This window comes from Calditerricola satsumensis, assembly GCF_014646935.1.
GTDB classification, from domain to species: domain Bacteria; phylum Bacillota; class Bacilli; order Calditerricolales; family Calditerricolaceae; genus Calditerricola; species Calditerricola satsumensis.
In genome coordinates this window covers 1-18,676 of record NZ_BMOF01000015.1, presented here as the reverse complement: position 1 = coordinate 18,676, position 18,676 = coordinate 1, and the positions used below count along the sequence as shown (strand labels likewise).

Here is an 18,676-nt window from a genome sequence, read left to right as displayed (position 1 = left end):
GGTGTGGTACGGATCGCGACGCGGATGGCATAACCGCAGCAAACCGCGCTGAACGACCACGAGGTCAAGGTCGAGATGACCGCTCAGGTGACCGACATCGAAATCGACAAGGGCGTCGTGTACAAAGCGTGGACATTCAACGGCCAGGCGCCGGGACCGCTCATCGTCGTCAACGAGGGCGACACGATCCATTTCACACTCAAAAACCTGGATCCCGCCATTCCCCATAGCATGGACTTCCACGCCGTTCACGCGGCGCCATCCAAAAAGTTCGTCGATGTCGCCCCTGGTGAAACCAAAACGTTCACCTACACGGCCAGCAAGGCGGGGGTGTTCATGTACCACTGCGGCACCGATTGTGACGCACCAATTCAACCACGCGCAGAAAGGCGCCGTGGCCCTGCTGAAGGTTACGGAATGACGAAACGGCGACGCCCCCCGGTGGAACCTTCACCAGGGGGCGTTTGTTCGTCTTACCACTCCGTCGCCTTACGGGCCAGCTCCTGGGCCACGCGCCGCGTTTTGGGTGTCGCCGTGCGCAGCCAGGTCTGCAACACCGCGCGCTGCTCTTCTGTTGTCAGGGGATACCGGTCGCCGGCCACCTCGCGGGCGCGCCGCGTCACCGTGTACAGCGTGATCGCCGCGGCCACCGAGATGTTCAGGCTCTGCACAAAGCCGACCATCGGCACGATGAAGCTGCCGTCGGCGAGGGCCAGGGCCTCTTCCGACAACCCGGCGTGCTCGTTGCCGAACAAAAACGCGGCCGGTTGGGACAGGTCGACCGCCTCGAGCGGCACCGCGTTGTCGTCAAGCCGGCTGGCCCAAATGCGGTACCCTTGTTCGCGCAAAAAGCGCACCGCCGCATGGATGTCCGGATGCTTGCGGATCGTCAGCCACTTGTGGGCGCCCTTCGAAACCCCTTCGCTGGGCGAAAAGGACGCCCGCCCCTCGACGATCGACACCTCCTGCACGCCGAACGCGTCGGCCGACCGCAGCACCGCCGCCTGGTTGTGGCCGTCGTCGACCGCCTCCAGCACCACCGTGATGTACCGCGTGCGCCGCTTCAGCACCTCGACCAGGCGCCGGGCCCGCTGGGGCGTCAAGAGCTCCCAAAACACGGAATCCGCTTCCGTCAGCACACCCTCCTCCACCAGCTGCGCAAACAACGCCGTCGTCTCGTCGGACGTCACGTCGAACCCCCCTTCCCGCATCCTCAGCATCCCCTCCTGCGAGAACAACAACCCCCTGTCGCCACGCGTTCGCGCGGCGAAGGGGGCCCCTCTGCGGCAACCTCGGCACGATTGTGGCACAACATCGGCCTTCCGGTCAAGGCCGCGGCGCGCGCATCTGCTCCGGAAACGCGGTGTCCACCTCCCGCGCCGTCTCCACCAAACACATCGCCGCCCGGGCATGCGCGGCCAACGTGAGCGGATTGCCTTTCACCAAGCGGATTTTGCGGCGCAGCACACCGGCAATCGGCTCGAGTTCGCCGTCCACCACGCGTTTCCACGTCCAGGGGTCAGCGGCGAGCACATACGGCGCCTGGGCTTGATCCTCCGGCGATGCCACGCGCGCCTCGTGGCAAACGCCGTGCCGCAAATCCAGGTACACGGCGCGATCCTCGTCAATGCCCGCCGTGGGGTCGCGCAGCATGACGAGCACGACCGGCCACTTCCACGATTGCGCCGCCCGCCGGTACGCATCGCTCCGATTGAGGATCCCCTGCCACGCCCGCACCCACCCCTCCGAAAACGGCGCATAGCCCACGGCCGTTCCCTCCTTCGGTTCGCGTGTTCCCACCATGGGCATCTGTATGCCGCCGCGCGCCGATTATGCCCGCCACGGCTCCGGGTTCGGGGTAAAATGGAGGCAAACGCAAGGAGGGGACATCATGCACCAGGCGATCGACACGCTGGCGGCCTGGCTTCGCCGCGCCCGTTTCACCGTCGTGTTTACCGGCGCGGGCATGAGCACCGAATCGGGCCTGCCCGATTTTCGCTCATCCGGAGGGTTGTGGCGGACGGGCCACCGGTTTGAAGAGCTGGCCTCCGTCACGGCCCTCGAGCAGGCGTATGACGATTTCGTCGCCTTTTACCGGTGGCGCATCGCCATGGTGGCGCATCACGCGCCCCACGACGGGCACGTGATCCTCGCCCGGTGGCAGCGGGAAGGGCGCGTTCACGCCCTGATCACGCAAAACGTCGACGGGTATCACCAGCGCGCCGGAAGCCCCGAGGTGATCGAGCTTCACGGCACCCTGCGCACCGTGCACTGCCAGCGCTGCCGCCACCCGGAGCCTGCCGAAACCTTCTTGCGCGACGACGGCCTGGCGTGCCCACGCTGTGGCGGGAACATGCGCCCCAGCGTTGTCCTGTTCGGCGAAGCGCTTCCCGAACGGGCGCTGCATGCGGCCGAACAAGCCGCCCGCCAGGCGGAGCTCTTCCTCGTGCTCGGTTCGTCCCTCGTCGTGGCGCCGGCCAATTGGTTTCCCCGCCTGGCCAAAGAACGCGGGGCGAAGCTCGTCATCGTCAACCGCGACCCCACGCCGCTCGACCCGCTGGCCGACCTGCGCATCGCCGCGTCGATCCGCGAGGTGCTGAAGGCGGTTGACGCCGGGCTTCCTCGCGCCTAAACCGGCATCGTCCGCTTCGGCCACCACACAGCCGCGTGCTGCGCTCACAGGACCGCAAACAACATGCTGCCGATGGCGCCCACACACGCGCCAAGAATCAACCCGACAAGGATGCCGTCTCCGAACCCTTCCCGATAGCCTTCGCGAAACATGCACCGCCCTCCCGTTGCACGGTGGGTCTCGTGGTATTCCCAGTATGCAACCACAGTTTTTCCACATGCCGGCGCCCACAACCCAATCGCACCAGACAACCCCCGCGGCCACCATGCCTAGGGGGCTTTTCTTTTGGATGGACCGTCCACGCCGCTGCACGAGAGGGCGCATACCGTATAGCATGCGGAAACAAAGAGGAAATCAAAGCCGAGAAGCACGAGGAACACGTGCATTCGACTCACACGAGGATATTCCTTTAAGGAACTCCTCTCTTTTTTTGGATGTATACCTTTTTAAAAATGCGTCTTCGCCTTTGTTCATTTGTATAATCAACCCTATTGGCTTTGGAATATAAAAAAACCGTACACCATGAAGAAGGTGCTCCACATGCAATACAAACGCAAACCCACCGCCAAAACCCGAGGAAACGTCAACAGCGTCAAGGTGAATGTGAATCAACCGCAAAAGCGGCGCGTCAGCTCGGATCCTCGTCAAAAACCCGACCATGAGCCATGGCTCAAACAAGACCAGGATCAATGGCAGGAGCAGGATCAGTGGCAAGACCAAGAGCAGGAACAAGAGCAGGAGCAAGAACAGGAGCAAGAGCAAGAACAAGAGCAAGATCAAGAGCAGGATCAACAGCAAAAGATCCAGATCATTAACAAAATCGTCATTCAAGTCTCTCCGGAGAGCGGGAACAAGATCACCATTCTGGATAAAGACGTAACCGTTCAAGAGCAGGAGCAATGGCAGGAGCAGGACCAAGAACAAGAACAAGAGCTGGAACAAGAACAAGACGACAAGTACGTGTAACGCTTGGAGAAAAGCTTGCGCCCTTCGCGCAAGCTTTTCTTTATCAGCGAATACGACTTGATGCTGAAAAAATAAATCTCCCTCGTGCTGTTATCGGTGCAGCATACGAGGGAGTCTGGCGCGTCAATCGGCTGTAAAGAGACGCACAAGATTCTGTGGTATACGCGTCTGACTGTTTTATTTCCAACCCAAAATCCCTTCTCACGATTGGGTTTGGTGCGGGTGGAGGGACTTGAACCCCCACGCCTTGCGGCACCAGATCCTAAGTCTGGCGCGTCTGCCAATTCCGCCACACCCGCAAAAAAGGAAAATGGTGAGCCGTGCAGGACTCGAACCTGCGACACCCTGATTAAAAGTCAGGTGCTCTACCAACTGAGCTAACGGCTCACATGAAGAGATGGGGCGACTAGTGGGATTCGAACCCACGAATGCCGGAGCCACAATCCGGTGCGTTAACCCCTTCGCCATAGTCGCCGTTTAACCATAAAAAAAGGCTGTATAGCCGAGTTTGCGATGGTGGACGGTGACGGGTTCGAACCGCCGACCTCTTGCGTGTGAAGCAAGCGCTCTCCCAACTGAGCTAACCGTCCACATGGTGACCCGTAGGGGATTCGAACCCCTGCATGCCAGATTGAAAATCTGGTGCGTTAACCACTTCGCCAACGGGCCACGTTGACTGGCGGAGAGAGAGGGATTCGAACCCTCGCGGGGCCAAATCCGGCCCCCTAACGGTTTAGCAAACCGTCCCCTTCAGCCACTTGGGTATCTCTCCGCGCACACTGGCTCCGCAGGCAGGATTCGAACCTGCAACCTACCGGTTAACAGCCGGCCGCTCTACCGTTGAGCTACTGCGGAACGAGCGCTTTTACTATACCATAGGATACCCCATTTCGTCAAGGTTTTTGGGCTCTAGCGTGCACACGTAGACCTCACAGCGATTTCAACGGACGCGCACGCCGCGGCTCGGTTCAACATAGCGTATACCACGACAGGGAGGCAGGAGGGAGGGAGAAGGCGTGTCCATGCCGCTTTGGCTCCGCAAGCAGCTGATGCGCGCCTTTTTCGGAAAAGACCTGCACCAAATCCGCGTGTTGAACGAATGCTGGTTCTTTTACTGCCGCTCCTATGCTGCCCGGAAGCCGCAGTAGGCCTCCGGGCTCGCCGTTCTGGGGGAAACGATCCCACGCGGCATTCTTTCTCTTGCCAGAGAGCAAGCGAATCGGAAAGCCCGTCCGTTCCTTCCATCCCGAAAACAGAAAAAAGCGCGTTCGGTTGCACGCGCCTCCGAAGCAGGCCCGTCTTTTCTCTTTGCGCCCCTCCTTAAAAGTCAACCAACCCCAGGCTGATTTGCAGCGATTCGTTCACCTTCTGCATCAGCTCGTCGTCCAAATGGGTGATCTTGTCCGTCAGCCGCTGCTTGTCGATGGTGCGGATCTGCTCCAGCAGAATCACCGAATCCTTCTCTAAGCCGTAGGGTTTGGCAGGAATTTCCACATGCGTGGGCAATTTCGCTTTCTGAATCTGCGCCGTGATGGCCGCCACGATGACGGTCGGGCTGTACTTGTTGCCGATGTCGTTCTGAATGACGAGCACCGGGCGAACGCCGCCCTGTTCGGAACCCACCACCGGCGACAGGTTGGCATAGAAGACATCGCCGCGCTTGACAATCACCGTCTTACCCCCCGCTCACCATCCGGTCCACCGCGTGTTCGGCTTCCTCCTCGGCGTAAATCGCTTCCTTGGCGAGACAGAGGTTGATGCTCGCCATCTCCTGATACCCGCGTTCGAGCGACTCGCGGATCTGCCGCTTTTTCTGCTCGCGCAAATACAGCTTCATCGCCTGCCGAAACAGCTCGCTGCGGCTCTTCTTCTCCCGCTTGACGACGCCGTCCACTTCCTGCAGCAGCGTCACCGGCAGGCTGACCACAATGCGCTTGTTCGCGGATCGGGACACCCCCATGCACCTCCAGCCCCACTGCCTCTGTCCGGTATGCCCATCCGGTTATCCTCATCGTATCACGTTTCCGGCACCCGTGCAAAAACAGCCGTGCGCCTCCGTTCGACACGGCCACCTCACGCCTGTCCGGCTTCCGCATCAACGGGAACGCGCGGAACGCGCTTGCCGATAAGGGTCAGCACCTCATACGAAATGGTGCCCATCTCGCGGGCGATCTCGTCGGCGTCGATGCGCTCGGTCCCCTGCGTCCCGAGCAAGACCACCTCCTCGCCGACGCGGACATCCCAGTCGCGCGGCACGGCCACCATCGTCTGATCCATGCACACGCGGCCGACGATGGGCGCGCGGCGGCCGCGAACGAGCACATGGCCGCGGTTGGAGCGCAGCCGCGAAAAGCCGTCTGCATACCCCACGGGCAGCGTCAGGATGCGCAGGGCCTCCGGCGTTCGGTAGGCGGCCCCGTAGCTGATGGGGGTTCCCGGTGGCACGTCCTTGACGAAGGCGACGCGCGTCTTCCACGTGAGGGCCGGTCGCAACGGAACATCGGCCGCCCGCGCATGATCGGACGGATAATAGCCGTAGAGGCTGATGCCGATGCGGACGAACCGATACGCCCACGCGCGAAAACGCAAGGCCCCGGCGCTGTTCAACAGGTGTAAGGACGGAACGGGCAGGCCTTCCTGCTCCAGGCGCGCGACAAAGCGGCGAAAGCGGTCATGCTGGTCCACCGAAAAAGACGGGTCGGCCTCGTCGGCGCACGCCAAATGGGAATAGAGGCCCTCCACGCGCAAGGCGGGGGTCTCCAGCGCCCGCCGATACAGGGCGACAAGTTCGGCCTCGTCGCGCACGCCAACCCGACCCATCCCGGTGTCCACTTTGAGGTGCACGGCCCCCCATCCCCGCCGCTCGGCGGCACGGGCCGCCGCGGCCACCGTGTCCGCGTCAAAGACGGTCACGGCAATCTCCCGCGCGAAGGCTTCCTCCACATGCCGCCCCTCGGTCGGGCCAAGCACAAGAAGCGGCGCGGTCAGCCCGGCATCGCGAAGCTGGACGGCTTCGTCAAGGGTGGCCACCCCGAGCCGCGTGGCTCCCGCTTCCAGAGCAGCACGCGCCACCAGGAGAGCGCCATGGCCGTACCCGTCGGCCTTCACGACGGCCATGATCTCCACCTCGGGCGAGAGCACGCGGCGAAAGGCCCGAACATTGTGGCGAATGGCGGCCACGTCCACCTCGCACCACGTGGGACGAAAGAACACCGGTTTTCCCCCCTAGCGCCGCCGATTGCTGCGGCGGGCAAGCTGCTCTTCCAGGGCGTCGAGAAAGGCGTCGGAGACGGGCAGGGGCGTTTCCCGTCCGTCAATCCGGTAGAGAAACGGCAGGTCATACGCCGGCGCGATAGCCTCGAGGGGAATGACGCGCCGGCCGCGCCGCGTCTCCACCACCAGTTCATCCGGGGTCAGCACGTACCGGGGTTGCCACCACCACTTCCAAAACAGGGGCGAGGCGAGAAGCACCGCGACGGCAAGCCCCAATGCGCCCACTTTGAACGCCGTTGATCCGTATCCCACGATCTCGCCAAGAACCACGAGGCCGACGAGGAACGCCGCCGTTTCGCTGCGCTTCATGACGCGATTTTTGCGGCGGAGCAGCAGACGGTATGTGGGCCGTTCTTCCCGAAGAATGGAAGGCTGCGGCATGAACCTCCACCCCGCTGTGTGCACCGGACCGCCCGGTTGACGCGCGTTGTGCTGTTCCGGCCGTTCTTCTCTCCCCGTATCGTAACCCCTGCCGGGGCCCCTGTCAACGCACGCGGCGCCCAAAACAAAAGGCGGCAGGCCCCCTGCCGCACCATTGGGCTCCGGCGCTTACTTGCCGGTTGCCTCGAACGTGGACATCGCCACGCGCACCATTTCCTCCAGCGGCAAATCGCCGGTGAGCATGTAATCGACGCCGCCGTGCGTCCAGCGCAGCGTCCGCTTCTCCCCTTCGGACAAGACGGCGACGGTAAACCCGAGATCGATCGGCATGCCGTACGGGAAGCTGGCCGCAACGGCTTTGGGCCGCTCCTCCAGCAAATGATAGGTATAGGTCCCCTTGTACTTGAGCACCACCGTCTTGCCACCGTCGATCTCGGCCACATCCACCAGCGAGACGCCAGCGGGCTCGTAGGTGGGAATGACCGCCGACAGGTTCTCCGTCGGCGTCGGCGTCGACGCGGGCACGCTGTCGAGAAGCGCGCCTGTCAGGTTGCGCTCCTTGTCGAAGGCGTTCTCGTCAAAGGTGACGCCCGCCCGGAAGTCGCGGAACGCGACGCTGACCATCACGTTGCCGTCGGCGTCCAGCACCTCAACCCGATCCGGTGCCAGGTCTTTGTACAGCCAAATCTTCTGGCGGACGAGGCTGCGGTTGGGGTAGTCGGCAACCACGTCGAACAGGTACCGGTCGCCGTCGGTGGCAAACTTGCGCTCCTCGTCGTTCACGATGCTCTGCACCAGGGATTCGTACAGATAAAAGACGCGTTGGTTTTCGGGCCAGTCGCTGTCGAAGCGGAAAACCTTCTTCAGCTCCGGCGTCAGCACATAGACGCCTTCATCGTTGCGCAGAATGATTTGCGTGATGTTCCGCTCCGCGTTGCGCAGGGAAATGCGGTAGTAATGGGGCTTTTTGTACCACACTTCCACATCGTAGGTTTGCGGGGTTTGCCCCGTGTGCAGCTGGAGGTTGGCGCGCACTTGATAACTTGTGAGCTCGTTCAGTTGATCGTTCAGGTCGTCGACGACATCGGCCGCGCTTTTGGTGCCGCATCCCGCCAGCCCCAGCATGGCGAGCAGCATAACCAACAGGACAACCGTCAGACGGCGCATGGCTTCATCTCCCTTGTCCGGTTTCGACAAGGGAGGGCCCTGTGTCAATTTCCTGGGAAATATGTCTGGCGGGTTGCCGATCCCTCGACAGCCAATGCCGCCATCGCCTCCGGCAGGCAGGCGATGACGTCGCGCGCCAGTGGAGCGTGGGGGACCGGATCGCCGGCCCGTTCCCCAGCTCGCCCGTGCAGCCAGACGCCGGTGAGAAGCGCGGCGCGGACATCGCCGGTTTGTGCCACCAGACCGGCCACGATGCCGGTCAGCACATCGCCGCTGCCGCCCTTGGCCAACGCGCTCGATCCTGTGGGGTTGAGGTACAGCCGCCCGTCGGGGCAGGCGACGAGGGAATAGGCCCCTTTGAGCACCACGTACACCTGGTGCGCCAGGGCAAAGGCGCGGGCCGTCTCGGGCCGCGCTGCCTCGGCCACCGTCTCCTCGCGCCCCAAAAGCCGGCCCATTTCCCGCGGATGGGGTGTGACGATGGTCGGGGCCGACCGGCGGCTGAGCAGATCGAGGTTCTGGCCCAAAAAGGCGAGGGCATCGGCGTCGACCACAACAGGGCCCGGAAAGCGCAGAAGCAGGTGGGCCAGCCAGGTTTCGCCGCCCGGCCATCGGCCTACGCCCGGCCCCACAGCCAATACGCTGTAGCGCCGGGATCCCTCCTCCAGGCACCGCCAGCTGTCCGGAGCGAAATGGCCGTCTTCGTCCGGCCACGCCCACATCAGGATCTCCGGATCGCGGCCGGCGACGTACGGGGCTGCGGATGCGGGAACGGCCAGGGTAACCAACCCGGCGCCGCTGCGCAGCGCGGCCAGTGCCGCCAGCTGGGCAGCCCCGGGCATCGACCGGCTGCCCCCCCACAACGAGGACGTGGCCGTGGGTTCCCTTGTGCGACCAGCGCGGCCGGGGCGGCCATCCGGCCCGCGCGACCTCCGGGGTGATGATGCGCGCCGCAACGCCGACGCGCTCGGCCAAGGCAGGTGGAAGGCCGATGTCCGCCACCACCAGGTCCCCGCGCAGGGTCGCAGCGGGAAACAAGAAATGGGCCCACTTGGGTGCGCCAAAGGTCACGGTGACGTCGGCCCGCACCGCCTCAGGTGGCGCCTCTCCGGTGTCGGCATTTACCCCGCTGGGCAAGTCAACCGCGACGACGATGCCCCGTCGCGGACGGCAAGCGGCCAACACGGACATCGCGGCGCCCACGCGGCCGCGCGGCGCTCCGCTGGCCCCGGTGCCGAGAAGCGCGTCGACGACGACGTCCGCCTGCCGAATCGCGTCAGCCAGGGCGTCGGCGCGCCCATCCCACTCGACGATCTGGACGCCGGTCCCCTGCAGGGCCCGCCACATGAGGGCCGCATCCCCGTCCAGCCGCCCCTCCTCTCCGGCCAGCCAGACGGCCACGTCATAACCCGCAATGGCCAGATGGCGCGCCGCCACAAAGCCATCGCCGCCGTTCGCCCCGTGTCCGCAAAGGACGAGCACCCGTCCCGGGGCGGCCACGCGTTCGGCGACGCTCCGCGCGACGGCCGCACCCGCGCTTTCCATCAACACGGCGCTCGGCAATCCCGCCTCCTTCGTAAACGCTTGTTCAATCAGGCGCATCTCCCTTGCCGTGACCAGGTGCACAGGTGTCCCTCCCGCTGCCTTATATGTGTATGTCCACGCGGCAACCCGTATGCAGACGGGCTCCTCTTCCCGTTTTCTACACGAAAAACCGGGACAAAGGCGTCCCGGTTTTCGGCAAAGCGCAGCGATGGAATCGTTACTGCAATTGCTGGCTCTGGCCTTGTTGGGAGGCTTGGTTCTGCTGGCGAACCTGTTGCACGTCCGTCGCGGAGAACTGCGCGTCCTGGCTGTTGCCCTGGGCGGACGCCTGGTTTTGCTGACGGACGCGGTCGATGTTGGTGCCAGCCGGCGATTTTTTCGCCATGTGAATCACCTCCGCTCCTAGTGTGCGCCCCCGGTCGGAAGGCCATACTGGGAATAGCTGTTGGCCTTCCGCACGGCAAGCGGCCCATCCCGCGCTCGTTCATGGGCCAGCAAAAAGCACACCGGAGCGTGAAAGGAGAGACGATCCATGGCAAAGAAACGCACAGAACATCCCGTCGCGGGCGGACAATCGCAAGGCGAAGCATCCCGCCCGAACGGCACCGACCCGCTTCACCCGGAAGATGCGTCGGTAAGCGCCGCATCGCCGGCGCCGACAAATCCTGGCCAAGGCGCGCCGGTGAACCCGGACGAACCGCCGGCGCCCGACGGCGGCGGATCGCCGGCGTCGGGCGAGGCGGCTGTCGAGGTGAACCAATACGTGGACAACTGCGACATGGGGTGGTGCTAACGGGCTTATTCCACGGTGACGCTTTTGGCCAAGTTGCGCGGCTTGTCGACATCCAGGCCGCGCGCCACCGCGGCATGGTACGCGAAAAGCTGCAGCGGTACGACGGCGAGCACCGGCGCCAAAAGCGGATCCGTCGGCGGAAGCAGGATCAGGTCATCCACCGTTTTGGCCAGCTCGGCCTCACCGGTCATCGCCAGGGCGATCACGCGCGCCCCGCGTGCCTTCACTTCGGTGATGTTGCTGACCATTTTGTCCAGCAGATTGGGCTGCGTGGCCAGGGCGACAACGGGCACGCCGTCTTCGATGAGGGCAAGGGTGCCGTGCTTCAGCTCCCCGGCGGCATAGGCCTCGGAATGGATGTAGGAGATCTCCTTCAGCTTGAGCGACCCTTCCTGCGCCACCGCGTAGTCGAGGCCGCGCCCGATGAAGAACAGGCTGGTGGCGGAGGCCACCGACTCGGCGTGCCCTTTCATCGTCTCCGCCAAGCCGAGCACCGCCTCCGTTTGCTCCGGCAGCGCCTGGAGGGCGGCGACCAAACCGGCCCGTTCGGCCTCGGACAGCGTGCCGCGCAGTTCGGCCAAGTACAGGGCGAAGAGGTACAGGACCACGAGCTGCGCGGTATACGCCTTCGTCGAGGCGACGGCGATTTCCGGCCCGGCCCACGTGAACAGCACGTCATCGGCCTCGCGGGCCACCGAGCTGCCGACCACGTTGACGATGCCCAGCACCTTGGCCCCTCGGCGCTGGCTTTCGCGCAGGGCGGCCAGCGTGTCGGCCGTCTCGCCCGACTGGCTGATGACGATGACCAGGGTCTTTTCGGTCAGCAGCGGGTCGCGATAGCGGTACTCCGAAGCCACTTCCACGTCGACCGGAACGCGCGCCAACCGCTCGATGGCCGCCTTCCCGACCAGACCGGCGTGGTACGCCGTGCCGCAGGCGACGATGTGGATCTTCTCCACGGCCGCCAGCTCGGTCGGGCTGAGTTTCAGATCGGGGAAGACGACGCGGTTTCCCTCAAGGCGACCGCTCAGCGTGTCACGAATGGCCTTGGGCTGCTCGTGGATCTCCTTCAGCATGAAGTGAGCATAGCCCTCTTTCTCCGCCTGGGCCAGGTCCCACGTGACCCGGAACACGTCGCGCGCCACCGGCGTCCCGTCCGTTTTGGTGATCGTGACGCCGTCCTTCGTCAGCACGGCCATCTCGCCGTTTTCCAGGATGTACACGTCGCGCGTGTGCTCGAGCAGCGCGGGAATGTCCGAGGCGACAAACTGTTCGCCCTTCCCCACGCCGATGACCAGCGGGCTGGCCTGGCGCACGACGACCAGCTTGTCGGGCTCGTCGCGGCACACGATGGCCAGGGCGTAGGCCCCTTTCATCTCCGCCACCGCCCGCCGCACCGTGCCCACGAAATCGCCGTCGTAGAGATCGGCCAGGAGGTGGGCGATCGTCTCGGTGTCCGTCTCCGAGACGAAGCGGTAGCCTTTGGCCACGAGCCGCTCGCGCAGCGCCTGGAAGTTTTCGATGATGCCGTTGTGGACGACGGCAAAGCGCCCCTCCGCGTCGGTGTGCGGGTGGGCGTTTTCGTTCGTCGGCCGCCCGTGGGTTGCCCAGCGCGTGTGGCCGATGCCGAGCGTCCCCGGCAGCGGCGCAGCGGCCAGCTTTTCCTCCAGCGCCGAAAGCCGCCCGGCCGTCTTGCGCACGCGCAGCGCCGTCCCGTCAAACACGCAGATGCCCGCCGAGTCGTACCCGCGGTATTCCAGCTTGCGCAGCCCCTCCACCAAAATCGGCTGCGCCTGCCGCTCGCCGATGTAGCCAACAATGCCGCACATGGTTTTTCCGTATCCCCCTTCGTCGGACGGGGGCTACGGCCCGTCGCGCGGGTTGCGCGGGGGCCATCGCCCCCGTCGCACCGCTGTGTGGTCATCCAATTTGCGCGGCGTGGGCACCCCCTTGCGAACGCCGCGCCTCCACCCGTGCGGGTGCCTTGTCCGGGAAGTCGCCTCCCCGTTTTCGGCGCCCCGCTTACGGCGCCGGTGGCGCACCGGGAGGCATCCGCCGACGGCTCGATGCTCCTCCTCCTCGTCCACTGCCGCAACGGCGTCCCGCGGCAGTGCTGGCGCTTTCCGTTTAAAAAACCACGGCCCTCCTTTCCTGGTGAGTGCGGGGGATTTCCCCACGCGTCCTATCCTACCATAGCAAACGCCGATCCGTCTAGAATCGGCGTTTGCTGCAGGATATGCTAACCGCGCGCCGAATGTGCCGGCCATGCACACGGCATTATCCCAATTCGCGCTGCAACGTGTCGGCGATGCGCGCGGCCCATGCCTGAATCGTCTCCTCGTCGGGCCCTTCCACCATCACGCGCACGAGGGGTTCGGTGCCCGACGGCCGAACCAGCACGCGCCCGCTTGACCCCAACGCCGCTTCCGCTTCGCGGATGGCGGCCTGCACGGCGGCGTTGTCGGCCCAGGCGTGCTTGTTCGCCACGCGCACGTTGCGGAGGACCTGGGGGTACTTGCGCATCAGGGAGGCCAGTTTGCTCAGGGGCTTGCCCGACGCCGCAACCACGCTGGTCAGCTGCAGCGCGGTGAGGAGGCCGTCCCCCGTCGTCGCGTAATCGAGCAGGATGATGTGGCCCGACTGCTCGCCGCCGAGGTTGTATCCGCCCTTGCGCATCGCTTCCATGACGTGGCGGTCGCCCACCGCCGTCACCTCGACGCGCAGCCCCATTTCCTCGAGGGCGCGGTGGAACCCGATGTTGCTCATCACCGTGGCCACGACGGCGTCGCCCTTCAGCGCGCCGCGTTCCTTGAGCGCCTTGGCCAAGATGGCCATGATGAAATCGCCGTCGACGACGTTGCCCTTCTCGTCCACCGCGATCACGCGGTCGGCGTCGCCGTCGAAGGCCAGGCCCAGATCGGCCTTCTGCCGCACCACTTCTTCCTGCAGCCGCTCCGGATGGGTGGAGCCGCAGCCCTCGTTGATGTTGACGCCGTTGGGCGTGGCCGCGATGGTCGTCACCTCGGCCCCCAAATCGACAAACAGCTGGGGGGCCAGGAACGACGCCGCCCCGTTGGCGCAATCCAAAACGATGCGCAACCCCTCGAAGCGGGTGTTCACCGTCGTCTTCAAATACTGCAGGTACTTCTGGCCGCCCTGCAGGAAGTCCTCCACCCGTCCAACGTCGCCGCCAACAGGGCGCGGCAGGCGGTCTTCCGGTTCATCGAGGAGCTGTTCAATGGCCGCCTCCATGTCATCCGACAGCTTGAACCCGTCGGGGCCAAAGAATTTGATGCCGTTGTCGGCCACCGGGTTGTGCGAGGCGGAAATGACGATGCCGGCATCGGCCCCGAGCGCCCGCGTCAGGTAGGCCACGCCCGGCGTGGTAATCACGCCCAGGCGAATCACTTCCGCGCCGATGGACAAGAGCCCGGCCACCAGCGCCGCCTCCAGCATTTGCCCCGAGATGCGCGGGTCGCGCCCGATCACCACTTTCGGCTTTTTGGCATCCTTCGCCAGCACGTGGGCGCCGCATCGGCCGATGCGAAAGGCCAGTTCCGGCGTCAGCTCCCGATTGGCGACACCCCGTACCCCATCGGTCCCAAAGTATTTGCCCATCGCCTATCCCCCTCTTTCCGTACCTCCGATCTCTCCTTCGCGCTTGCGCCCCCCGTCCTCGTCCGGCTCGACGAGCACCGTCACCGGGGGAAGAGGATCGACGCGGAGAACGCGGTCGTCAGGCAACGTTACGGTTGGGACGACGCGGTGCCGACCAGGGGGCAGCATCCCGGCGTTCACCGTCGCCCGCAGTGCGGATTCCGCCACCTTTGCCACGGCGTCCGGCGCTCCCCGCGCCACCACCGCCACCTTCCCTCCCGCCGGCTCGACCAGCGTCACGCGCTTGCCCTCGGCCCCCACCACCGTCACGGGCACCTGCAGGGTGCGCGCCGCCTCCGGGACAATCGCCACGCGCACCTCCACGGTATCCGGCGTCCCGGATACGCCGGGCGGAAACGAAAGGCGCTGGCGTAGGACAAAGGACGCCTTCCGCTGGTCCACGTTTACCGGCGGCGTGGTGAGCGAAGAAAGGGTGCGGATCGCCGCCTCCGGCCCGTACACCCGCACGCGCTCGGGAACGACGCGGACATCGGCAACCGCAAAGCCGACCGCCGGCTTGCCTTCGAGGGGCCCCGGACGGACGGGAACGACCGCACCCGACGGAAGGATGGGCACCGTTACCGTTACCGTTTTGGGTTGCCGCTCCACGTCGACGATGTTGCCGCTGCGGTCCACCAGGTGCACGCTCACCCGCTTCTCGACCGGCTTGTCTGCCCCCGAAACGTCCACATACACCTGCGCGCGGGTCAGCCGTTCCAAGAGCGACTTCGGCCCCGACACCGTCACCGCCGTGGGGCGAACCGTGGGCGTTTTCGCGACATAGCCCTCGGCCGGTTCCCCGGTGACTTGAACGGATACCGGCACGGTTCGCCGCTTTTTCTCCTCAATCGCCACCCACACGTAATCCGGCGACACCGTCGCCCGCACCGCCTCCGGCACGCCGCTGACGCGCACCGGAACGCGATGGGTGCCCGGCGCAAGGCCCTGAACATCGACATACGCCTCGACGCGCTCCCCGACCAGGAGCGGATCGAGCAAAAGCCACCGCGGGCCATTCAGGCGCACCTCCACCTGCTCCCGCTCGATGGAGGAAAGGTACGCCGTCTCGGACAAACCGCGCACCTTGAGCTCCTTGACCAAGACGCGGAACGATTCGGGGGAGGTTCCGGGCACGTTACCGCTGCCCGTTTCGCCCATGTGGACGACCCCCCACAACATGACGGCCATCAAGAGCGCGACCACTTTGGCCACGTTGTTGTTGGTCAGCCATCTATCCATGGCGACGCTCCTTCCAGGGCCAGAGGCGATACCCATAGCGTTCCGGGCGCGGGGGCGGCACGAGGTGCTGCTCCAGCATCGCGCGCAGCGTCTCCTCGCTTACATCGCGCCACATTTCTCCGTTCATGGCGAGGGAAATCCGCCCCGTCTCCTCCGACACGACGACAGAGAGGACGTCGGTCGTCTCGGAAATGCCGAGTGCGGCGCGATGCCGCGTGCCGAGCTCCTTCCCGATATACGGGTTTTCGGATAGGGGAAGGTAACAACCCGCAGCCAGGATCGTCTCGCCCTGAATCACCACCGCCCCGTCATGCAGCGGCGTGTTGGGCGTAAACAGGTTGATGAGGAGCTCGGCGGACACGCGCCCGCCGATGGGCGTCCCCGTCTCCACCACGTCCTCCAAGCCGGTCGACCGGCTGATCACGATGAGCGCCCCGATCCTCCGCTTGGCCATGTACGTGACCGCCTTGATCACTTCCGCCACCATGCGCCGCGCCGTTTCTTGGGGGGTCTGCAGCGTGCGGGTGAACAGCCAGCCGCGGCCGAGTTGTTCCAACGCGCGACGCAGCTCCGGCTGGAAGATGATCAGGATGGCGAGGACGCCATAGGTAAACGCCTGCGACATCAGCCACTGCAGGGTGCGCAGCTCGAAATAGGTGCTCAGCACCCAAACCCCCACGATGATCAAAAATCCTTTCAGCAGTTGGATGGCCCGGGTGCCGCGCAAAAACAGAATCAATTTGTACAGCACGTAGGCAACGAGGAGAATGTCCACGACGTCGCTCAATGACCCCGTGATCCGCCCCCAATTGATCACAGCTGTTCACCCGCTTTTGCCTGCAAATGCCGTTGCCACCGATAGTGTAACACAAACGCAAAAAAAGGCCCATCGCCGGCGGAAAAACCCGCCGTGACAGGCCTGATCTCGCCACGCGTTTCACTGGGAAGGCGGAGCGACGCCTCCGCCCACAGGCCCGACCCGCCAATGCATGCCCTTAGAGCAGTTTCTCCCCGAACGCCGAACCGATCAGGGCGACGGCCACCTTGGCCGTACGGTTCTCCACGTCCAGGATGGGATTCACCTCCACCACCTCCGCCGAGACCAGCACGCCCGCCTCGGCCAGCATCTCCATGGCCAAATGGCTCTCGCGGTACGTCAGGCCGCCCACCACCGGCGTGCCGACGCCCGGAGCGTCGTGCGGGTCGACGGCGTCAAGGTCAAGGCTGAGGTGGACGCCGTCGGTGCCGTTCGTCACGATGGCCAGGGCTTCTTCCATGACGCGGCTCATGCCCAGGCGATCGATCTCGTGCATGGTGAAGACGCGCAAGCCGATGCGCTTGATCAGCTCCCGCTCGCCCGGATCGAGGTCGCGCGCGCCAATGATCACGACGTTTTCGGGGCGGACCTTGGGGGCAAAGCCGCCGATGCGCACCAGGTCGTCATGGCCAAAGCCGAGGGACACCGCCAGCGGCATGCCGTGGATGTTGCCCGACGGCGAGGTCTCGGCGGTGTTGAGGTCCCCGTGCGCATCGAACCAGAGGACGCCCAGGTTGCGGTAATGCTGCGCCACGCCGGCGATCGTCCCGATGGCAATGCTGTGGTCGCCCCCCAGCACAAGGGGGATGTAGCCCTCGCGCACCTTTTCCGAGACCGTCGCGGCGAGATTGCGGTTGACCTCCACCACTTCCGGCAAATGCTTGAGATTCAGATCCTGTCCCGCCACGCCGCTTGGACGCGGCACAACCAGATCCCCCACATCGTCCACGTGAAAGCCCAGACGTGTGAGGCGCGCCATGACACCGGCATAGCGCATGGCGCTAGGCCCCATGTCCACGCCGCGCCGGTCGGCACCCAAGTCCATCGGAACGCCGATGAGTGCGACCTTCTTCTGGTTCATGTCGCAACCGTCCTTTCCGCAAGCGTTGTTACCCTATTCTAGTCAGGTGCGCAGCGGTGACTCAACTCGACAGCCCCCTGTATATCTATGCCGCCGGCGCCCCACCCCGGCGCGCACACCCCCGCATCCGGCAACGCGGAAACGGCCTTGCCCACCTGGAACGGCAACAGAACAAAAATGCACAAAAAAGCAAAAAGCCCTCGGGTTTGTCCCGAAGGCTTTTTGACGAGAGATGGTGGAGCTGAGCGGGCTCGAACCGCCGACCTCCAGAGTGCGATTCTGGCGCTCTCCCAACTGAGCTACAGCCCCACGCATGGTCGGGGTAGAGGGATTCGAACCCCCGGCCTCTTCGTCCCGAACGAAGCGCTCTAGCCAAGCTGAGCTATACCCCGACCGTAGAGAAAGGATGGTGCGCCCGGAGAGATTCGAACTCCCGACCTTCTGATTCGTAGTCAGACGCTCTATCCAACTGAGCTACGGGCGCACGAGATGGAGCGGAAGACGGGATTCGAACCCGCGACCCCCGCCTTGGCAAGGCGGTGCTCTACCCCTGAGCCACTTCCGCTTGGAATGGTGAGCCGTGCTGGACTCGAACCAGCGACACCCTGATTAAAAGTCAGGTGCTCTACCAACTGAGCTAACGGCTCACGATTGGCTGGGGCGGTAGGATTCGAACCTACGCATCACGGAGTCAAAGTCCGTTGCCTTACCGCTTGGCTACGCCCCAGCGAAACTGGTGGAGGGGGTAGGATTCGAACCTACGAAGGCAACGCCAGCAGATTTACAGTCTGCCCCGTTTGGCCACTTCGGTACCCCTCCACGAATGGTGGACGGTGACGGGATCGAACCGCCGACCTCTTGCGTGTGAAGCAAGCGCTCTCCCAACTGAGCTAACCGTCCACGTGGTGACCCGTAGGGGATTCGAACCCCTGCATGCCAGATTGAAAATCTGGTGCGTTAACCACTTCGCCAACGGGCCACGTCTGGAGCTCCCAACCGGACTTGAACCGGTGACCTCTTCCTTACCATGGAAGCGCTCTACCAGCTGAGCTATGGGAGCAAGATGGCTCCGCAGGCAGGATTCGAACCTGCAACCTACCGGTTAACAGCCGGCCGCTCTACCGT

General features: G+C 64.4%; 18 protein-coding genes, 17 tRNA genes and 2 pseudogenes. 5 read left to right on the top strand and 32 right to left on the bottom strand.

Translation table 11 applies throughout. From position 1 onward, the window contains the following. Positions 1 to 60: 60 nt before the first annotated feature. Positions 61 to 354: pseudogene (locus tag IEX61_RS05195) on the top strand (multicopper oxidase domain-containing protein); the annotation flags it as partial. Positions 355 to 473: 119 nt separating this feature from the next. On the opposite strand, the gene IEX61_RS05190 reads toward IEX61_RS05195, so the two are convergent. Together IEX61_RS05190 and IEX61_RS05185 are read right to left on the bottom strand one after the other, a co-directional pair. Beyond that, a complete protein-coding gene (locus IEX61_RS05190; RefSeq protein WP_373277059.1) occupies positions 474 to 1,190 on the bottom strand; it encodes a TrmH family RNA methyltransferase in 717 nt (238 codons plus the stop codon). A gap of 136 nt (positions 1,191 to 1,326) precedes the next feature. Next, on the bottom strand, positions 1,327 to 1,767 hold the full coding sequence (locus tag IEX61_RS05185; protein ID WP_054670069.1) for an SCP2 sterol-binding domain-containing protein: 441 nt from the start codon (positions 1,765 to 1,767) through the stop codon (positions 1,327 to 1,329). A gap of 124 nt (positions 1,768 to 1,891) precedes the next feature. On the opposite strand from IEX61_RS05185, the gene IEX61_RS05180 reads away from it, so the two are divergent. Further along, on the top strand, positions 1,892 to 2,632 hold the full coding sequence (locus tag IEX61_RS05180; RefSeq protein WP_188816968.1) for an NAD-dependent deacylase: 741 nt from the start codon (positions 1,892 to 1,894) through the stop codon (positions 2,630 to 2,632). Positions 2,633 to 3,154: 522 nt separating this feature from the next. Then, positions 3,155 to 3,598, top strand: coding sequence for a hypothetical protein (locus tag IEX61_RS05175; protein ID WP_229725708.1), 444 nt, complete (start codon positions 3,155 to 3,157; stop codon positions 3,596 to 3,598). A 214-nt stretch (positions 3,599 to 3,812) separates the two neighbouring features. Here IEX61_RS05175 and IEX61_RS05170 read toward each other — a convergent pair. The 7 genes from IEX61_RS05170 to IEX61_RS05140 all read right to left on the bottom strand — a co-directional run bounded on the left by IEX61_RS05170 (position 3,813) and on the right by IEX61_RS05140 (position 4,453). Next, positions 3,813 to 3,897: transfer RNA gene (locus IEX61_RS05170), tRNA-Leu, on the bottom strand. A 12-nt stretch (positions 3,898 to 3,909) separates the two neighbouring features. Further along, positions 3,910 to 3,985: transfer RNA gene (locus IEX61_RS05165), tRNA-Lys, on the bottom strand. Between the two features lie 11 nt (positions 3,986 to 3,996). Then, a tRNA-His gene (locus IEX61_RS05160) sits at positions 3,997 to 4,072 on the bottom strand. A gap of 40 nt (positions 4,073 to 4,112) precedes the next feature. Beyond that, a tRNA-Val gene (locus tag IEX61_RS05155) sits at positions 4,113 to 4,188 on the bottom strand. Between the two features lie 3 nt (positions 4,189 to 4,191). After that, positions 4,192 to 4,267: transfer RNA gene (locus IEX61_RS05150), tRNA-Glu, on the bottom strand. 8 nt (positions 4,268 to 4,275) lie between these two features. After that, a tRNA-Ser gene (locus IEX61_RS05145) sits at positions 4,276 to 4,370 on the bottom strand. Positions 4,371 to 4,378: 8 nt separating this feature from the next. After that, positions 4,379 to 4,453, bottom strand: a tRNA-Asn gene (locus IEX61_RS05140). A gap of 167 nt (positions 4,454 to 4,620) precedes the next feature. Between IEX61_RS05140 and cmpA the strand changes: the two genes are divergently transcribed. Continuing rightward, positions 4,621 to 4,746 carry a cortex morphogenetic protein CmpA gene (gene cmpA, locus IEX61_RS05135; protein WP_157057790.1) on the top strand — a complete coding sequence of 42 codons (126 nt, stop codon included), beginning with the start codon at positions 4,621 to 4,623 and terminating at the stop codon, positions 4,744 to 4,746. Positions 4,747 to 4,918: 172 nt separating this feature from the next. Here the strand turns inward: cmpA and IEX61_RS05130 are convergent, their stop codons facing one another. The 8 genes and pseudogenes from IEX61_RS05130 to IEX61_RS05100 all read right to left on the bottom strand — a co-directional run bounded on the left by IEX61_RS05130 (position 4,919) and on the right by IEX61_RS05100 (position 10,349). Next, complete coding sequence (locus IEX61_RS05130) at positions 4,919 to 5,269, bottom strand: type II toxin-antitoxin system PemK/MazF family toxin (protein ID WP_054672056.1); 351 nt, start codon at positions 5,267 to 5,269, stop codon at positions 4,919 to 4,921. A 4-nt stretch (positions 5,270 to 5,273) separates the two neighbouring features. Beyond that, the gene (locus tag IEX61_RS05125) at positions 5,274 to 5,558 is read right to left on the bottom strand and encodes a CopG family ribbon-helix-helix protein (protein ID WP_054672060.1); all 285 of its coding nucleotides are present in this window, start codon (positions 5,556 to 5,558) and stop codon (positions 5,274 to 5,276) included. A 113-nt stretch (positions 5,559 to 5,671) separates the two neighbouring features. Next, positions 5,672 to 6,811, bottom strand: a complete 1,140-nt coding sequence (gene alr / locus IEX61_RS05120; RefSeq protein ID WP_054672064.1) for an alanine racemase — start codon at positions 6,809 to 6,811, stop codon at positions 5,672 to 5,674. 12 nt (positions 6,812 to 6,823) lie between these two features. Next, positions 6,824 to 7,180 (bottom strand): hypothetical protein, encoded by a 357-nt coding sequence (locus IEX61_RS05115; RefSeq protein ID WP_229725707.1) that lies wholly within the window; start codon positions 7,178 to 7,180, stop codon positions 6,824 to 6,826. Positions 7,181 to 7,420: 240 nt separating this feature from the next. Beyond that, positions 7,421 to 8,419, bottom strand: coding sequence for an outer membrane lipoprotein-sorting protein (locus IEX61_RS05110; RefSeq protein ID WP_188816997.1), 999 nt, complete (start codon positions 8,417 to 8,419; stop codon positions 7,421 to 7,423). A 44-nt stretch (positions 8,420 to 8,463) separates the two neighbouring features. Next, positions 8,464 to 9,282 (bottom strand): NAD(P)H-hydrate dehydratase, encoded by an 819-nt coding sequence (locus IEX61_RS05105; RefSeq protein WP_268238386.1) that lies wholly within the window; start codon positions 9,280 to 9,282, stop codon positions 8,464 to 8,466. 127 nt (positions 9,283 to 9,409) lie between these two features. Further along, positions 9,410 to 10,045: pseudogene (locus tag IEX61_RS12780) on the bottom strand (NAD(P)H-hydrate epimerase); the annotation flags it as partial. 136 nt (positions 10,046 to 10,181) lie between these two features. Beyond that, complete coding sequence (locus IEX61_RS05100; protein WP_054672652.1) at positions 10,182 to 10,349, bottom strand: spore protein; 168 nt, start codon at positions 10,347 to 10,349, stop codon at positions 10,182 to 10,184. 147 nt (positions 10,350 to 10,496) lie between these two features. On the opposite strand from IEX61_RS05100, the gene IEX61_RS05095 reads away from it, so the two are divergent. Then, the gene (locus IEX61_RS05095; protein ID WP_188816966.1) at positions 10,497 to 10,757 is read left to right on the top strand and encodes a hypothetical protein; all 261 of its coding nucleotides are present in this window, start codon (positions 10,497 to 10,499) and stop codon (positions 10,755 to 10,757) included. Positions 10,758 to 10,762: 5 nt separating this feature from the next. Here IEX61_RS05095 and glmS read toward each other — a convergent pair whose 3' ends face one another. From glmS to IEX61_RS05020, 15 genes are all read right to left on the bottom strand, one after another. Further along, entirely contained in the window at positions 10,763 to 12,586 is a 1,824-nt protein-coding gene (glmS, locus tag IEX61_RS05090; RefSeq protein ID WP_188816965.1) for a glutamine--fructose-6-phosphate transaminase (isomerizing), read from the bottom strand. Between the two features lie 448 nt (positions 12,587 to 13,034). Further along, positions 13,035 to 14,375: a phosphoglucosamine mutase gene (gene glmM / locus IEX61_RS05085; RefSeq protein WP_188816964.1), complete on the bottom strand. Its 1,341-nt coding sequence runs from the start codon at positions 14,373 to 14,375 to the stop codon at positions 13,035 to 13,037. 3 nt (positions 14,376 to 14,378) lie between these two features. Continuing rightward, entirely contained in the window at positions 14,379 to 15,653 is a 1,275-nt protein-coding gene (locus IEX61_RS05080; RefSeq protein ID WP_188816963.1) for a CdaR family protein, read from the bottom strand. Beyond that, on the bottom strand, positions 15,646 to 16,467 hold the full coding sequence (gene cdaA / locus IEX61_RS05075) for a diadenylate cyclase CdaA (protein ID WP_054671478.1): 822 nt from the start codon (positions 16,465 to 16,467) through the stop codon (positions 15,646 to 15,648). The genes IEX61_RS05080 and cdaA overlap by 8 nt, the downstream gene beginning before the upstream one ends. A 181-nt stretch (positions 16,468 to 16,648) precedes the next feature. Next, the gene (gene rocF / locus IEX61_RS05070) at positions 16,649 to 17,551 is read right to left on the bottom strand and encodes an arginase (RefSeq protein WP_054671468.1); all 903 of its coding nucleotides are present in this window, start codon (positions 17,549 to 17,551) and stop codon (positions 16,649 to 16,651) included. Positions 17,552 to 17,784: 233 nt separating this feature from the next. Further along, positions 17,785 to 17,860: transfer RNA gene (locus IEX61_RS05065), tRNA-Ala, on the bottom strand. Positions 17,861 to 17,865: 5 nt separating this feature from the next. Continuing rightward, a tRNA-Pro gene (locus tag IEX61_RS05060) sits at positions 17,866 to 17,943 on the bottom strand. Positions 17,944 to 17,958: 15 nt separating this feature from the next. Further along, positions 17,959 to 18,035: transfer RNA gene (locus IEX61_RS05055), tRNA-Arg, on the bottom strand. 6 nt (positions 18,036 to 18,041) lie between these two features. Beyond that, positions 18,042 to 18,116 (bottom strand) — tRNA-Gly (locus IEX61_RS05050). A 6-nt stretch (positions 18,117 to 18,122) separates the two neighbouring features. Next, positions 18,123 to 18,198 (bottom strand) — tRNA-Lys (locus IEX61_RS05045). 5 nt (positions 18,199 to 18,203) lie between these two features. Next, positions 18,204 to 18,278, bottom strand: a tRNA-Gln gene (locus IEX61_RS05040). Between the two features lie 7 nt (positions 18,279 to 18,285). Next, positions 18,286 to 18,370 (bottom strand) — tRNA-Tyr (locus tag IEX61_RS05035). Between the two features lie 5 nt (positions 18,371 to 18,375). Further along, positions 18,376 to 18,451: transfer RNA gene (locus IEX61_RS05030), tRNA-Val, on the bottom strand. Between the two features lie 3 nt (positions 18,452 to 18,454). Next, a tRNA-Glu gene (locus IEX61_RS05025) sits at positions 18,455 to 18,530 on the bottom strand. 5 nt (positions 18,531 to 18,535) lie between these two features. Continuing rightward, positions 18,536 to 18,611 (bottom strand) — tRNA-Thr (locus IEX61_RS05020). Positions 18,612 to 18,676: the final 65 nt, after the last annotated feature.

Coding starts and splice junctions, on each gene's coding strand:
- IEX61_RS05125 (WP_054672060.1), bottom strand. CDS start 5,558: ATGGGGGTGTCCCGATCCGCGAACAAGCGCATTGTGGTCAGCCTGCCG.
- IEX61_RS05100 (WP_054672652.1), bottom strand. CDS start 10,349: ATGGCGAAAAAATCGCCGGCTGGCACCAACATCGACCGCGTCCGTCAG.
- glmM (WP_188816964.1), bottom strand. CDS start 14,375: ATGGGCAAATACTTTGGGACCGATGGGGTACGGGGTGTCGCCAATCGG.
- IEX61_RS05110 (WP_188816997.1), bottom strand. CDS start 8,419: ATGCGCCGTCTGACGGTTGTCCTGTTGGTTATGCTGCTCGCCATGCTG.
- cmpA (WP_157057790.1), top strand. CDS start 4,621: ATGCCGCTTTGGCTCCGCAAGCAGCTGATGCGCGCCTTTTTCGGAAAA.
- IEX61_RS05080 (WP_188816963.1), bottom strand. CDS start 15,653: ATGGATAGATGGCTGACCAACAACAACGTGGCCAAAGTGGTCGCGCTC.
- rocF (WP_054671468.1), bottom strand. CDS start 17,551: ATGAACCAGAAGAAGGTCGCACTCATCGGCGTTCCGATGGACTTGGGT.
- IEX61_RS05115 (WP_229725707.1), bottom strand. CDS start 7,180: ATGAAGCGCAGCGAAACGGCGGCGTTCCTCGTCGGCCTCGTGGTTCTT.
- IEX61_RS05180 (WP_188816968.1), top strand. CDS start 1,892: ATGCACCAGGCGATCGACACGCTGGCGGCCTGGCTTCGCCGCGCCCGT.
- glmS (WP_188816965.1), bottom strand. CDS start 12,586: ATGTGCGGCATTGTTGGCTACATCGGCGAGCGGCAGGCGCAGCCGATT.
- IEX61_RS05095 (WP_188816966.1), top strand. CDS start 10,497: ATGGCAAAGAAACGCACAGAACATCCCGTCGCGGGCGGACAATCGCAA.
- IEX61_RS05175 (WP_229725708.1), top strand. CDS start 3,155: ATGAAGAAGGTGCTCCACATGCAATACAAACGCAAACCCACCGCCAAA.